At 70.4% G+C, this 14,963-nt stretch carries 12 protein-coding genes; 11 read left to right on the top strand and 1 reads right to left on the bottom strand.

All coding sequences use genetic code 11. The features are described from left to right. The first annotated feature begins 218 nt into the window (after positions 1-218). On the top strand, positions 219-1,166 hold the full coding sequence (locus ABZV77_RS21740; RefSeq protein ID WP_356259197.1) for a beta-ketoacyl-ACP synthase III: 948 nt from the start codon (positions 219-221) through the stop codon (positions 1,164-1,166). 102 nt (positions 1,167-1,268) lie between these two features. Beyond that, complete coding sequence (locus ABZV77_RS21745) at positions 1,269-1,946, top strand: GntR family transcriptional regulator (RefSeq protein WP_356259199.1); 678 nt, start codon at positions 1,269-1,271, stop codon at positions 1,944-1,946. Here the strand turns inward: ABZV77_RS21745 and ABZV77_RS21750 are convergent. Beyond that, positions 1,912-2,355: a PaaI family thioesterase gene (locus ABZV77_RS21750; protein ID WP_356259201.1), complete on the bottom strand. Its 444-nt coding sequence runs from the start codon at positions 2,353-2,355 to the stop codon at positions 1,912-1,914. The two genes, ABZV77_RS21745 and ABZV77_RS21750, sit on opposite strands and share 35 nt — an antisense overlap. A gap of 154 nt (positions 2,356-2,509) precedes the next feature. Here ABZV77_RS21750 and ABZV77_RS21755 point away from each other — a divergent pair, with 154 nt between their 5' ends. The 9 genes from ABZV77_RS21755 to ABZV77_RS21795 all read left to right on the top strand — a co-directional run bounded on the left by ABZV77_RS21755 (position 2,510) and on the right by ABZV77_RS21795 (position 14,852). After that, positions 2,510-3,103: a GNAT family N-acetyltransferase gene (locus ABZV77_RS21755; protein ID WP_356259204.1), complete on the top strand. Its 594-nt coding sequence runs from the start codon at positions 2,510-2,512 to the stop codon at positions 3,101-3,103. A gap of 217 nt (positions 3,104-3,320) precedes the next feature. Further along, on the top strand, positions 3,321-4,502 hold the full coding sequence (locus tag ABZV77_RS21760; protein WP_356259207.1) for an ROK family transcriptional regulator: 1,182 nt from the start codon (positions 3,321-3,323) through the stop codon (positions 4,500-4,502). A gap of 195 nt (positions 4,503-4,697) precedes the next feature. Then, a complete protein-coding gene (locus ABZV77_RS21765) occupies positions 4,698-6,215 on the top strand; it encodes a sugar ABC transporter ATP-binding protein (protein ID WP_356259210.1) in 1,518 nt (505 codons plus the stop codon). Further along, entirely contained in the window at positions 6,212-7,231 is a 1,020-nt protein-coding gene (locus tag ABZV77_RS21770) for an ABC transporter permease (RefSeq protein WP_356259213.1), read from the top strand. The genes ABZV77_RS21765 and ABZV77_RS21770 overlap by 4 nt, the downstream gene beginning before the upstream one ends. Before the next feature lie 16 nt (positions 7,232-7,247). Continuing rightward, positions 7,248-8,288, top strand: coding sequence for a substrate-binding domain-containing protein (locus ABZV77_RS21775; RefSeq protein WP_356259216.1), 1,041 nt, complete (start codon positions 7,248-7,250; stop codon positions 8,286-8,288). Positions 8,289-8,435: 147 nt separating this feature from the next. Beyond that, positions 8,436-9,584: a Gfo/Idh/MocA family oxidoreductase gene (locus tag ABZV77_RS21780; RefSeq protein ID WP_356260169.1), complete on the top strand. Its 1,149-nt coding sequence runs from the start codon at positions 8,436-8,438 to the stop codon at positions 9,582-9,584. Positions 9,585-9,643: 59 nt separating this feature from the next. Beyond that, positions 9,644-10,657: a sugar phosphate isomerase/epimerase family protein gene (locus tag ABZV77_RS21785; protein ID WP_356259219.1), complete on the top strand. Its 1,014-nt coding sequence runs from the start codon at positions 9,644-9,646 to the stop codon at positions 10,655-10,657. Between the two features lie 195 nt (positions 10,658-10,852). Then, positions 10,853-13,315 (top strand): PQQ-dependent sugar dehydrogenase, encoded by a 2,463-nt coding sequence (locus ABZV77_RS21790; RefSeq protein ID WP_356259221.1) that lies wholly within the window; start codon positions 10,853-10,855, stop codon positions 13,313-13,315. A gap of 13 nt (positions 13,316-13,328) precedes the next feature. Then, a complete protein-coding gene (locus ABZV77_RS21795) occupies positions 13,329-14,852 on the top strand; it encodes a ThuA domain-containing protein (RefSeq protein WP_356259224.1) in 1,524 nt (507 codons plus the stop codon). The last annotated feature ends 111 nt before the right edge of the window (positions 14,853-14,963 follow it).

A 14,963-nucleotide genomic window follows, 5' to 3' on the forward strand; every position in this document is an offset into this window, starting at 1 on the left:
CGCATTGACCGTGTTCGCCTGGCTCTGGGTGGGTATCCCGCTCGGATACGGGGTCTATGAACTCGTACACAAGGTCACACAGCTCTTCAGAGGGTGACCAGATCATGAGAAGCATCCAAACCCTGCGCTCCTTTCCTGTCGCATTACGTGCATCGTTACTCGTGAGTCGCTGACCAAACTGGAGGGTCCCGTATCTTCGGCACAAGGGGGACCCGTACATGCACGGCTCGCGCATCGCCGCCGTCGGCCACTACCAGCCCGCCAGGATCCTCACCAATGAGGAGCTGACGGCCAAGGTCGACACAAGCGACGAGTGGATCCGGTCCCGGGTGGGCATCCGCACCCGCCATATCGCGGGCCCGGAGGAGCCGGTCGACGAGCTGGCCGCGCAGGCGGGCGGCAAGGCCCTGGCCGCCGCGGGCCTGACCCCCGAGGCGATCGACCTCATCGTGGTCGCCACCTCCACGGCCATCAACCGCTCGCCGAACATGGCCGCACGGGTCGCCGCGCGCCTCGGCGTCCCAGGACCGGCCGCCCTGGACCTCAACGTCGTGTGCGCGGGCTTCACGCACGCGCTGGCCACCGCCGACCACACCCTGCGGGCCGGTGCGGCCACCCGCGCCCTGGTCATCGGCGCGGACAAGATGTCCGAGGTCACCGACTGGACGGACCGCACCACCTGCGTCCTGACCGGCGACGGCGCGGGCGCGGTCGTCCTGGAGACGTGCGGCCCCGACGAGGAGCCCGGCATCGGCCCCGTGCTCTGGGGCTCGGTGCCCGAGATGGGCAACGCCGTGCGCATCGAGGGCACGCCGCCCCGCTTCGCGCAGGAGGGCCAGAGCGTCTACCGCTGGGCGACGACCCAGCTGCCCCCGCTCGCCCGCGCGGCCTGCGAGCGCGCCGGGCTCACCCCTGCCGACCTCGCCGGGGTCGTCCTGCACCAGGCCAACCTCCGGATCATCGAGCCCCTCGCCGAGCGCATCGGCGCGGTCAACGCGGTCGTCGCGCGCGATGTCGTCGACTCCGGCAACACCTCGGCGGGCAGCATCCCGATGGCGCTGTCCAAGCTCGTGGAGCGCGGCGAGATCCGCTCCGGGGACCCGGTCCTGCTCTTCGGCTTCGGCGGCAACCTCTCGTACGCGGGGCAGGTCGTGCGGTGCCCGTGAATGAGTCACGCACCGCTGTGTGATCGGCTCAACTCCCCCTGGTACTGGCCCCTGTAGCTCGTAGACTGTAGACAAAAGGCAATCTTCGAGGAGGGGACCGCGATGTTGTCCACAGGACTGCCGCCGGGGGCGGTGCCCAAGCTCGAACGTCCGGGTCCGCTCAGAGAGCGGGTCTACGAGGCCCTGCTCGAACTGATCACGACCCGTTCGCTGCAGCCCGGCCAGCACCTCGTCGAGAGCGAGCTGGCCGGGCATCTCGGCGTCTCGCGGCAGCCGGTGCGCGAAGCGCTGCAGCGGCTCAACACCGAGGGGTGGGTGGACCTGCGGCCCGCCCAGGGCGCGTTCGTGCACGAGCCGACCGAGGAGGAGGCGGACCAACTCCTCACCGTCCGCACCCTGCTGGAGGCCGAGGCCGCCCGGCTCGCCGCCGCGAACACCGGCCTCGCGGGCATCGCGGAGCTCGACGCGCTCTGCACCCGGGGCGAGCAGGCCGTGGCCGACGGCGACGTGGACCAGGTGGTCACCCTGAATGCCGCCTTCCACGCGAAGGTGATGGAACTCGCGGGCAACGTGGTCCTCGCCGAGCTCGCCGGGCAGGTGGACCGCAGGGTCCGCTGGTACTACACGCCGGTGGCCCGGCAGCGCGGCAGGCAGTCCTGGCTGGAGCACCGCGAGTTGATCGCGGCGATCGCCGAGCGCGACGAGCGCCGCGCAACGGACGTCATGCGGGCCCACACCGAGCACACTAGGCAGACCTACCACCAGCGCGACCAGGGCTGAGCACCGCCTGGGTCTGCGTGGTCTGTCCCGCGAGCCGCCCCTCGTCGTCGTACACCTCCGTCTGCACGACGATGAACGAGCCGCCGACATGCAGCGGGCGGGCCACCGCGCGGGCCGTCCCGGAGCGGACGGCCCGGAGGAAGTTGGTCTTCGACTCCACCGTCGACGTGGTCGCCCCCGACGGCAGGTTGAGGAACGCACAGACCGCGCCGACCGTGTCGGCGAGCGACATCAGCGCCCCGCCGTGCAGCACGCCGCCCGCCGTGCACACGTCGGGCGACCACTCCAGGGTGCCCTCGACGTGGTCGGGCCCGGCTTCGGCGAAGGCGATGCCGAGGCGCGCGGCAAAGGGGACCATGTCGAGCAGCCGTGTGTGCAGTGCGTCCTGAGGCGGGACGTTGTCCGGCATGGGGCGGCCTTCCGTTCGGGGCGGCGAAGGGCCGTCATCGTGCGGCACGGTGCCGCGAGCCGTCGATTACCTCGGAGGTAGGCGCAGTCCCGCACACCGCCCCGTACGGTCCGATGCACACGCCCACTACCGTCGGCAGACCGGGAGAAGCGAGATGAGTACGCACCACCGCATACGCCCCGCGATCGGCGAAGACATGCCGGTGGCCGTGAACACCCTCGCCAGGGCCTTCGCCGACTATCCCTTCACCCGGCACGTCGTCGCGGCCGACGACCACCACCAGCGAGTTCGCCGCTTCCAGGAGCTCTTCCTCAAGCGCATCGGGATGGTCTACGGACGGGTCTGGGTCGCGGGCGCGGGCCGCGCCGTCGCCGTGTGGACCACCCCGGACCGGGACCCGGGGCCCGGCTTCGCCGCGATCGGCCCGCTCGTCGGCGAGCTCGCGGGCGACCGTGCGCCCTGGTTCGCGTCGGCGGACCGGGCGCTGCAGCCGTACCGGCCCCGGTACCCCGCCTGGTATCTCGCCGCGGTCGGCGTCGACCCGGACGAGCAGGGCAAGGGCCTCGGCGGCGCGGTGATCAGACCCGGCCTCGACGCCGCCGACCGTGCCGGATTCCCCTGCTTCCTGGAGACCTCGACGGAACAGAACGTGGCGTTCTACGAGCGCCTCGGCTTCACCGTCACGGCGGACGTGCCGTTGCCGGACAACGGCCCCCGCACCTGGTGCATGCTCCGGCAGCCCGCGTAGCCGCAGGCCCTCGGCCCCTCACGCCCCTTTGTCCTGTGACTGGAGAAAGTCATGGGTAATTCCCGCGCAACTTCTTCCCAGTCCCGGCAGGCACTGCTACGTTCCCCTCGAAAGCTTGAAAGAAGCCCTGAGGCGAAGGCGTCGGCGACCACCGCGCACCAGCCCGCGGGCAACGGCATGGGAAGCCCGATGAGGCGGGGAGGGGCGCGTGAGACGTATGACGGCTCGACCCGCCAACACGCACCAGGCACGGCTGTTGCGCCTGTTGCGTGACGGAGGACCCAACTCCCGCGCCCAGCTGGGCGATCAGGTCGATCTCTCGCGGTCCAAACTGGCCGTGGAGGTCGACCGGCTCCTGGAGACCGGACTCGTGGTCGCCGACGGACTCGCCGCCTCGCGCGGCGGCCGCCGCTCCCACAACATCCGCCTGGCCCCGGCCCTCCGCTTCCTCGGCGTGGACATCGGCGCGACCTCGATAGACGTCGCGGTGACCAACGCCGAGCTGGAGGTACTCGGCCACATCAACCAGCCCATGGACGTGCGCGAAGGTCCGGTCGCGGTCTTCGAGCAGGTCCTCGCCATGGCGGCCAAGCTCAAGGCCTCCGGGCTCGCGGAAGGGTTCGACGGCGCCGGTATCGGCGTCCCGGGTCCAGTCCGCTTCCCGGAGGGCGTGCCGGTCGCCCCGCCGATCATGCCGGGGTGGGACGGCTTTCCCGTCAGGGAAGCGCTCAGCCAGGACCTCGGCTGCCCCGTCATGGTCGACAACGACGTGAACCTCATGGCGATGGGGGAGCAGCACGCGGGCGTCGCACGCTCCGTGGCCGACTTCCTCTGCGTCAAGATCGGCACGGGCATAGGGTGCGGCATCGTCGTCGGCGGTGAGGTCTACCGCGGTACGACGGGCAGCGCCGGCGACATCGGCCACATCCAGTCCGAACCGGACGGACGCCCCTGCGCCTGCGGCAACAAGGGCTGCCTGGAAGCCTATTTCAGCGGCGCGGCGCTCGCCCGCGACGCCGAGGAGGCGGCCAGGGAGGGACGTTCGGCGGAGCTCGCCACGCGGCTCGACGAGGCGGGACGGCTCAGCGCCGTCGACGTCGCGGCGGCCGCAGCCGCGGGTGACGCCACCGCACTCGACCTCATCCGCGAGGGCGGCAACCGCACCGGCCAGGTCATCGCGGGCCTCGTCAGCTTCTTCAACCCCGGCCTCGTGGTGATCGGCGGCGGTGTGACCGGCCTCGGCCACACGCTGCTCGCCGCGATCCGCACCCAGGTCTACCGCCAGTCGCTGCCCTTGGCGACCGGCAACCTCCCCATCGTCCTGGGCGAGTTGGGCCCCACCGCCGGAGTCATCGGCGGCGCCCGCCTCATCAGCGACCACCTGTTCTCACCGGCCTGACCGTCACGTACACCACGTACGTCACGTACACCACGTACGCCACGCACGGAACGTAGCGCCACCTCATCCGGCACAGCGCCCTGCTCCGCCCTGCGCTGATCCGGCCCGCACCACACAACCGGCTCCGCCCTGCCCTGCATCAGCCTGCCCTGAATCCGCCCTGCCCTGCTGCGATCGCCGCCGAGGGGAACCGTCATGGCACAAGAACCACCGCTGCTCACCATGTCCGGCATCACCAAGTCGTTCCCTGGAGTCCGTGCCCTCGACGGCGTCGACCTCCAGGTCCAGGCCGGGGAAGTGCACTGCCTCCTCGGCCAGAACGGCGCCGGGAAGTCCACCCTCATCAAGGTCCTCGCCGGCGCCCACCAGCCCGACGGCGGCGAGATCACCTGGCGCGGCGAGCGCACCACGCTCCGCTCGCCGATCGCCGCCATGCGGCTCGGCATCGCCACCATCTACCAGGAACTCGACCTGGTGGAAGGGCTGTCCGTCGCCGAGAACGTCCATCTCGGGCATGAGCCGACCGCCGCCGGATTCGTGGTCCGCGGTCGGGCTGCGAGGGCGTCAACTGCCGCTCTGCTCAAGCGACTCGGGCATGCCGAGATCGATCCGGGCCGACTGGTCGGCGAGCTCTCCGCGGCCCAGCAGCAGATCGTCTCGATGGCCCGCGCGCTCTCGCACGAGGTGCGCCTCATCGTCATGGACGAACCGTCGGCCGCCCTCGACCCCGACGAGGTCGACAACCTCTTCCGCATCGTCGCCGACCTCACGGCCGACGGTGTCGCCGTGGTCTACATCTCCCACCGTCTTGAGGAGATCCGCCGCATCGGCGACCGCGTCACCGTCCTCAAGGACGGCCGTGCCGTCGCGGGCGGTCTCCCCGCGGAGTCCACGCCGACCAAGGACGTCGTGGCGCTGATGACCGGCCGCAACGTCGAGTACGTCTTCCCCGACCGGCCCGTCGAACCGCCCACCGCGCAACCGGTGTTGACCGTCCGCGGCCTCTCCAGGCACGGCGAGTTCGAACCCATCGACCTCGATCTGCGCCCCGGCGAGATCGTGGGCCTCGCCGGACTCGTCGGCTCGGGGCGCTCCGAGATCCTGGAGACGATCTACGGCGCACGCAAACCAAGCACGGGCCAAGTGGCCGTCGAAGGGCAGACGTTGCGCCCCGGAAGCGTCCGGGCCGCCGTCCGCGCGGGGCTCGGCCTCGCCCCCGAGGAGCGCAAGGCGCAGGCCCTGCTCATGCTGGAGTCCGTCACCCGCAACGTGTCGGTCTCCTCCATGTCCCGCTTCTCGCACGGCGGCTGGCTCGACCGGGGCGCCGAACGCGAGGCCGCACGTGCGGCGACGCGCGAGCTCTCGCTCCGCCCCGACCAGCCCACGGCCCCCGTCCGCACCCTCTCCGGCGGCAACCAGCAGAAGGCCGTCCTGGCCCGCTGGCTGCTGCGCGGCTGCCGCGTCCTGCTGCTCGACGAGCCGACCCGCGGCGTCGACGTCGGCGCCCGCGCCGAGCTGTACGCGGTCATCCGCCGCCTCGCCGACGAAGGCCTTGCCGTGCTGCTCGTCTCCAGCGAAGTGCCCGAAGTGCTCGGCCTCGCCGACCGCGTCCTGGTGCTCCGCGAGGGCCGCGTCGTCCACACCGCCCCCGCCCGTGAACTCGATGAACACCGCGTACTCGACCTCGTCCTTGAAGGGAGCCCGGCGGCATGACCCAGCCAGCCCCGGCGGCCGAGGCCGCCACCCACAAGAGCGCCCCTGCAGATGGCGGCAGCCCGTGGCGCACCGCGGTGGCCCGCGCCGACGTGCGGACGCTCTCGCTGCTCGGCGTGCTCGCCGTGCTGATCGCGATCGGCGGCATCACCCAGCCCGACTCGTTCCTCGACACCGACAACGTCCAGCTGATCCTCACCCAGGCGTCCGTCATCGGCGTGGTCACCGTCGGCATGACGTTCGTGATCATCTCCGGCGGCATCGACCTGTCGGTCGGCGCGATCGTCGCGCTCGCCTCGGTGTGGGCGACGACGGTCGCCACCCAGGACTTCGGCTTCGCAGGCATCCTCTTCACGGCCGTGATCGTCGGCATGGGGTGCGGCCTGGTGAACGGCCTGCTCGTGGCGTACGGCGCGATCGTGCCGTTCATCGCCACCCTCGCCATGCTGGCGGCGGGCCGCGGCCTCGCCCTGCAGATCACCGACGGCAAGACCCAAATGGTCACCGTCGACGGGGTGTTGAAGCTCGGTGAGCGTGATTCGTACATCCTCGGCATCCCGCCGCTTGTCCTGGTCTTCGCCGCCGTCACCGTGGTCGGCTGGCTGCTCCTGAACCGCACCACCTTCGGCCGCCGCTCGGTCGCCGTCGGCGGCAACGCGGAAGCAGCCCGCCTGGCAGGCATCGACGTCCGCAGGCAGCGGCTCTACCTGTACCTCCTCTCCGGCCTGTGCTGCGGCATCGCGGCCTTCCTGCTGATCATCCTCTCCGGCTCCGGCCAGAACACCAACGGCAACCTGTACGAACTCGACGCCATCGCGGCAGTGATCATCGGCGGCACCCTGCTCACCGGCGGCCGCGGCACCATCACGGGCTCCGTGCTCGGCGTGCTGATCTTCACCACGATCCAGAACATCTTCGCGCTCAACAACCTGGAGACCGCGACCCAGCAGATCGCCAAGGGCGCGATCATCGTCGCCGCGGTGCTCGTCCAACGACGTACGGCCACCACTTCCTGACCCGAGGGGTTCACTCATGCCATCCCACACGAGCCGCAGAGGACTCCTCTTCGGAGCCGCCGCGCTGTCCACCGGAGCCCTCGTCACGGGCTGCACCAGCAACGAGTCGAAGGACGACGGCGCCGACGACAAGTCGCAGCAGGTCGCCGACGACAAGCCGGGCAAGAAGGTCACCATCGGCTTCGCGGGCCCCCAGGCCGACCACGGCTGGCTCAACGCCATCAACGACAACGCCAAGAAGCGGGCCGAGAAGTACTCGGACGTCACGCTGGAGGCCACCGAGGGCTCCAACGACACCGCGGCGCAGATCGGCCAGGTCGAGACGCTGATCAACAAGAAGGTCGACGTCCTCGTCGTCCTGCCCGCCGACGGCAAGGCCCTCACCCAGGTCGGCCTGAAGGCCATGCGGGCGGGCATCCCCGTCGTCAACCTCGACCGCGTCTTCGCCTCCCCGCAGGCCTACCGCTGCTGGATCGGCGGCGACAACTACGGCATGGGCCTGAGCGCCGGGCACTACATCGGCGAGAAGCTCAAGGACAAGAAGAACGCGCGTGTCGTGGAGCTGGCGGGCCTCGACAACCTGGAGCTCACCAAGCAGCGCTCGAAGGGCTTCGACGACGCTCTCAAGAACTACCCGAACATCAAGAAGGTCGCCCGCCAGGCAGCCGACTTCACCGTCGAGTCGGGACAGTCGAAGATGTCCCAACTGCTGCAGGCCCAGAAGAACTTCGACGCCCTGTGGAACCACGACGACGACCAGGGCGTGGGCGCCCTGCGCGCCATCAAGCAGGCGGGCCGTGACGACTTCCTGATGGTCGGCGGCGCGGGCGCGCTCTCCGCCATGCAGGCCATCGACGCGGACAACAGCGTCCTGAAGGCCACCGTCCTCTACCCGCCCACCATGGCCGCGTCCGCGATCGACCTCGCGCGCGCCCTCGGCCAGGGCAAGGGCATCAACGGCATGGCCGAGTTCGAGATCCCGTCCTTCGTCACCTGCTACTCGGCCGTGGTCGACAAGGAGAACGTCGGCCAGTACATGTCCACCGGCTTCAAGTGATGCGCACGCCCGCACCCCCCACCGAGCGTCGACGAGGAGGATTACCGCATGCGTGAGACGGAAACCGAGGCCGGTGCCGATTCCCAGCCGGGGGCCGGTGCCGCGGCCGACCCCGGGCCCGCGGAGAAGCGGCCGCTGGGCGTCGGCATGGTCGGCTACGCCTTCATGGGCGCCGCCCACTCACAGGGCTGGCGCACCGTGGGGCGCGTCTTCGACCTGCCGGTGCGGCCGGTGCTCTCGGCCGTCTGCGGCCGCGACGGCGGCGCCGTGCGCGCCGCCGCCGACCGGCTGGGCTGGGCCGCCGCCGAGACCGACTGGCGCGCCCTGATCGCCCGGGACGACGTCGACATCGTCGACATCTGCACGCCCGGCGACAGCCATGCGGAGATCGCCGTCGCCGCCCTGGAGGCGGGCAAGCACGTGCTGTGCGAGAAGCCCCTCGCGAACACCGTCGAGGAGGCCGAGGCGATGGCCGAGGCCGCCGAACGGGCGCGCGCCCGCGGCCAGGTGGCCATGGTCGGCTTCAACTACCGCCGGGTGCCCGCGCTCGCGCTCGCCCGGCGGATGGTCGCCGAAGGGCGGCTCGGGGCGCTGCGGCACGTACGCCTGACGTACCTTCAGGACTGGCTGGTGGACGCGTCGTTCCCGCTCACCTGGCGGCTGCGCAAGGACCGGGCGGGATCCGGGGCGCTCGGCGACCTGGGCGCGCACATCGTCGACCTCGCCCAGTACCTGGTGGGGGAGCCGGTGGCAGGAGTGTCGGCGCTGACCGAGACCTTCGTGCGCGAACGGCCCCTCCTCGAAGGGGCGTCCAGCGGGCTCACCGCTGCGGGCGGCAGCAGGCTCGGGACGGTCACCGTCGACGACGCGGCCGTCTTCACGGGACGGTTCCCCTCCGGCGCCCTCGCCTCCTTCGAGGCGACGCGGTTCGCGGCGGGCCGCAAGAACGCCCTGCGCCTCGAACTCAACGGATCCGAGGGCTCGTTGGCCTTCGACCTGGAGCGCCTGAACGAGCTCTCCTTCCACGACCACACCGAGCCCGCCGCGTCGTCCGGCTTCCGCCGCATCCTGGTGACCGAGCCCGACCACCCGTACGTGGACGCCTGGTGGCCGCCGGGCCACGGCCTCGGCTACGAGCACACCTTCGTGCACCAGGCCCGCGACCTGCTGCACGCCATCGGCACCGGGGCGCGGCCCGAACCCTCCTTCGCCGACGGCCTCTCCGTGCAGCGGGTGCTCGCCGCGGTGGAGGAGAGCGCGGCGAAGAACTCCGTGTACACGCCCGTGCCCGCCTGATGCCCGTCCGATTCCCGCCCCGATTCCCGCTCGGATTCCCGTTCTGAGGAGGCCTGGTCATGCCACGGCAGTTCACGCTCTTCACCGGCCAGTGGGCCGACCTTCCGCTCGAAGAGGTCTGCTCCCTTGCCCGCGACTTCGGCTACGACGGCCTCGAACTCGCCTGCTGGGGAGACCACTTCGAGGTCGACAAGGCGCTCGTCGACCCGTCGTACCTGGACGGGCGGCACGCGCTGCTCGACAAGTACGGGCTCAAGTGCTGGGCGATCTCCAACCACCTCGTGGGTCAGGCCGTCTGCGACGCCATCATCGATGAGCGGCACCAGGCGATCCTGCCCGCCCGCATCTGGGGCGACGGCGAGGCGGAGGGAGTGCGGCAGCGGGCGGCCGCCGAGATCAAGGACACCGCGCGGGCGGCCGCGGCCTTCGGCGTGGACACGGTCGTCGGCTTCACCGGCTCCTCGATCTGGCACCTGGTCGCGATGTTCCCGCCGGCCCCCGAGTCGATGATCGAGCGCGGGTACGAGGACTTCGCCGAGCGCTGGAACCCGATCCTGGACGTCTTCGACGCACAGGGCGTGCGGTTCGCCCACGAGGTACACCCCTCGGAGATCGCGTACGACTACTGGACCACGCACAAGGCCCTGGAGGCCGTCGGCCACCGCCCCGCGTTCGGGCTCAACTTCGACCCGTCGCACTTCGTGTGGCAGGACCTCGACCCGGTCGGGTTCCTCTACGACTTCCGCGACCGCATCTACCACGTCGACTGCAAGGAGGCCCGGCGCCGCCTGGACGGCCGCAACGGCCGCCTCGGCTCGCACCTCCCGTGGGGCGATCCGCGCCGCGGCTGGGACTTCGTGTCGGCGGGCCACGGAGAGGTCCCCTGGGAGGACGTCTTCCGGATGCTGCGCTCCATCGCGTACGAGGGGCCGGTCTCCGTGGAGTGGGAGGACGCGGGCATGGACCGCCTGCAGGGTGCGCCGGAGGCGCTGACGCACCTGAAGGCGTTCGATTTCGAGGCTCCGACCGCGTCCTTCGACGCGGCGTTCGGCGGCTCCGACCGGACCGACTGACCAGTCCGTCTCATGCCACGTTTGTCCATTGACAGGAAAAAGTTCAACTTCCGTCCTGCACAAGGGCTTTCCGCCCGGGACAAACGTGGCTACCGTCCTTGAGGTGTACAGGACATGAATGGTCCGGGGTGACGGCGCACCCCGGCGCACGGCGCACTCACCCCGTACGACCGTCCCCCCTCCGGAGGAACTTCCGTGCACAGCAAACGCCCGAGACTCCGCAGAACCCTTGCCCTGCTCACCGGCACCGTACTCACCGGCGCCACTCTGACCCTCGCCGTACCGCACGCCGGTGCCGTGCCCGCCGACCCGCCCGCGAAGGCCGCCCCCGTCGCCGAGGACTTCCAGCAGGTCACCCTCGCCAAGGGCGAGCCGGAGACGGGCGAGCCGATGACGCTGGCCGTCCTCCCGGACCGCTCGGTCCTGCACACCTCCCGAGACGGCACGCTCCGCCTCACGGACGCGTCGGGCAACACCAAGGTCGCCGGGAAGATACCGGTCTACACACACGACGAAGAGGGCCTCCAGGGCGTCGGAATCGACCCGAAGTTCAGCGAGAACCGCGGGATCTACCTCTACTACGCGCCGCCCCTCGACACCCCCGCGGGCGACGCCCCGGAGACCGGCACGGCCGAGGACTTCAAGAAGTTCGACGGCGTGAACCGCCTCTCCCGCTTCGTCCTGAAGGCCGACGGCACCCTGGACGCCGCCAGCGAGAAGAAGGTCCTCGACGTCCCCGCGAGCCGGGGCACCTGCTGCCACGTCGGCGGCGACATCGACTTCGACAAGGACGGCAACCTCTACCTGTCGACGGGCGACGACTCCAACCCCTTCGCCTCCGACGGCTTCACGCCCATCGACGAGCGCGCGGACCGCAACCCCGCCTTCGACGCGCGGCGCAGCGCGGGCAACACCAACGACCTGCGCGGCAAGATCCTGCGCGTCAAGGTCGCCGACGACGGCAGCTACACCGTCCCCGACGGCAACCTCTTCGCCAAGGGCACCGAGAAGACCCGCCCCGAGATCTATGCGATGGGCTTCCGCAACCCCTTCCGGATGAGCGTCGACAAGCCGACCGGCACCGTGTACGTCGGTGACTACGGGCCCGACGCGGGCGCGGCCGACCCCAAGCGCGGCCCCGCGGGACAGGTCGAGTTCGCCCGGGTGACCAAGGCGGGCAACTTCGGCTGGCCGTTCTGCACCGGCAAGAACGACCCCTACATCGACTACGACTTCGCGACCGGCACCTCCGGCGCCGCCTTCGACTGCGCGGCCCCGAAGAACGACTCGCGGCACAACACGGGCCTGACCGACCTGCCGCCCGCGCAGGAGGCCTGGATTCCCTACGACGGCGGTTCCGTGCCCGAGTTCGGCAGCGGCTCCGAGTCCCCGATGGGCGGCCCCGTCTACCGCTACGACGCGGCGAACACCTCCCCGGTGAAGTTCCCCGAGGCCTACGACGGTGACTTCTTCGCCGGAGAGTTCGGCCGACGCTGGATCAAGCGCATCGAGCAGGGCGCGGACGGCACGGTCTCGAAGATCAACCCGTTCCCGTGGACCGGCACCCAGGTGATGGACATGGAGTTCGGCCCCGACGGCGCGCTGTACGTCCTCGACTACGGCACCGCTTGGTTCGGCGGCGACGAGAACTCCGGACTCTTCCGCATCGAGAACGCCACCGAGGGCCACTCCCCGGTCGCCGAGGCGAGCGCGTCCGTGACCAGCGGGCAGGCCCCGCTGCAGACCAAGTTTACCTCGAAGGCCACGGATGCCGACGGCGGGACGCTGACCTACGCCTGGGACTTCGGCGACGGCGGCAAGTCGACGCAGCAGAACCCCACGTACACGTACAAGAAGAACGGCGTCTACACGGCGACCGTGACCGTGAAGGACTCCACCGGACGCACCGGCTCGGCCAGCGCGCACATCACCGTCGGCAACACCGCGCCCAAGGTGACCCTGGAGGTTCCCGGCGACGGCCAGCTGTTCACCTTCGGCGACAAGGTGCCCTTCAAGGTGAAGGTCACCGACCCGGAGGACGGCACGATCGACTGCACCAAGGTGAAGGTCACCCACATTCTCGGCCATGACAGCCACGGCCACCCGGTCACTTCGGCCAACGGCTGCGAGGGCACCATCCAGACTTCCGCCGACGGCGAGCACGACCCCAACGCCAACATCTTCGGGGTCTTCGACGCCGAGTACACCGACAAGGGCGCGAACGGCCAGCCCGCGCTGACCACCCACGACCAGAACGTCGTCCAGCCCAAGCACCGCCAGGGCGAGCACTACAACGACTCCAAGGGCGTCTCCGTCGTCAACCACACCCCGGCGCACGGCGGCAAGACCGTCGGCGACATCAACAACGGTGACTGGGTCTCCTTCAAGCCGTACGTCCTCGGCAACGCCACCAAGCTGACCGCACGTGTCGCGTCGGCCGGATCCGGGGGCACGCTGGAGGTACGCAGCGGATCCGTGGGCGGCAAGCTGCTGGGCAGCGCGAAGGTGGCGCCGACCGGTGGCTGGGAGACGTACAAGGACGTCAGTACGGCGATCGCCAAGCCGCCGACGAAGACCACGACGCTCTTCCTGGTCTTCAAGGGCAAGGGCTCGGGAGCGCTCTACGACCTGGACGACTTCACCTTCACGACGAGCTGAAAGGGGTCAGCACATGCGCGCATCTGTACGGCTGGCCACCGCGACGGCCGCGGCCGCCCTGCTCATCGGCTGTGTGTCGGGCCCCGCGGCCTCCAAGCCCGAGCCGCCGAAGAAGGCCGGTGAGAAGGTCCTCGTCTTCTCCAAGACCGCCGGTTTCCGGCACGACTCGATTCCCACCGGCATCGACACCGTCAAGGAACTCGGCGCCGCGAACGGCTTCACCGTCGACGCGACCGAGGACGCGGGGGCCTTCACGGCCGCCAACCTGGCCCGGTACGACGCCGTGGTCTGGCTCTCGACCACCGGCGACGTCCTGAACGCCGACCAGCAGGGGGCGTTCGAGCAGTACATCCGCGACGGCGGCGCCTACGTCGGCGTGCACGCCGCCGCCGACACCGAGTACGACTGGCCCTTCTACGGCGGGCTCGCGGGCGCCTACTTCCAGTCGCACCCCGCGATCCAGCCCGCGAAGGTCCATGTCGAGGACCACGCGCACCCGGCCACCGCCCACCTGGGCACCGGAAGCTGGGACCGCACCGACGAGTGGTACAACTACCGCGCCAATCCCCGGGACCGGGCCCGCGTGCTCGCCTCCCTCGACGAGTCGTCGTACACGGGCGGCACGATGTCCGGCGACCACCCCATCGCCTGGTGCCAGAGCTACGAGGGCGGCCGCTCCTTCTACACGGGCGGCGGCCACACCAAGGAGTCGTTCGCCGAACCGGCCTTCCGCCAGCATCTGCTGGGCGGCATCCGCTGGGCCGTCGGCGCGGCCCAGGCCGACTGCAGGCCGGAGAAGGGCTACACGCCGATCTTCGACGGCAAGGCCTCCTCACTGGAGGACTGGAAGCAGGCAGGCCCCGGCTCCCTGCAGCTCGACGAGGGCGACGGAACGCTCAAGACCGTCGGCGGCATGGGCATGCTCTGGTACGACCGGCGCGAACTCGGCTCCTACTCCCTCAAGCTCGACTGGCGGATGCGGGGCGACGACAACTCGGGGATCTTCGTGGGCTTCCCGCCCTCCGACGACCCCTGGTCGGCCGTGAACAACGGCTACGAGATCCAGATCGACGCCACGGACGTCCCCGAGAAGACCACGGGCTCCGTCTACGGCTTCCGCTCCGCCGACCTGAAGAAGCGCGACAAGGCGCTGAACCCGCCGGGGGAGTGGAACACCTACGAGATCCGCGTCGAGGGCGAACGCCTTCGCGTCTACCTCAACGGGGTGCAGATCAACGACTTCACCAACACCGACCCGGCCCGGAGCCTGCGACAGGGCCACATCGGCATCCAGAACCACGGGGACGCCGATGAGGTCTCCTTCCGGAACATCCGGCTGAAGGACCTCCCGGCAAAGGGCCACCCGGGGAAGGAACAGCGGACCAAGGACCAGTCGACCAAGGATCAACCGACCGCAACTCAGCCGACCCAGGATCAACTGACCGCAACTCAGCCGACCAAGGACCAGCCGACGGACGGCCTGTCGGCACACCGCTCCGGCCCACCCGCCCCGACCGGGTCGGGCGCGGGTCGCTAGACGGCGGCGGGCGGAGGACGCCGGACCTCCGCCCGCCGTCTTGCACCGCACTCACGTTCCGCGAGCTCCCGAGTCGTGTCCCGAGCTCTTGAGTCATGGCAGGAGGCAGCC

Origin of the sequence: Streptomyces sp. NPDC004732, from assembly GCF_040609235.1 — a bacterium.
Taxonomy (GTDB): domain Bacteria; phylum Actinomycetota; class Actinomycetes; order Streptomycetales; family Streptomycetaceae; genus Streptomyces.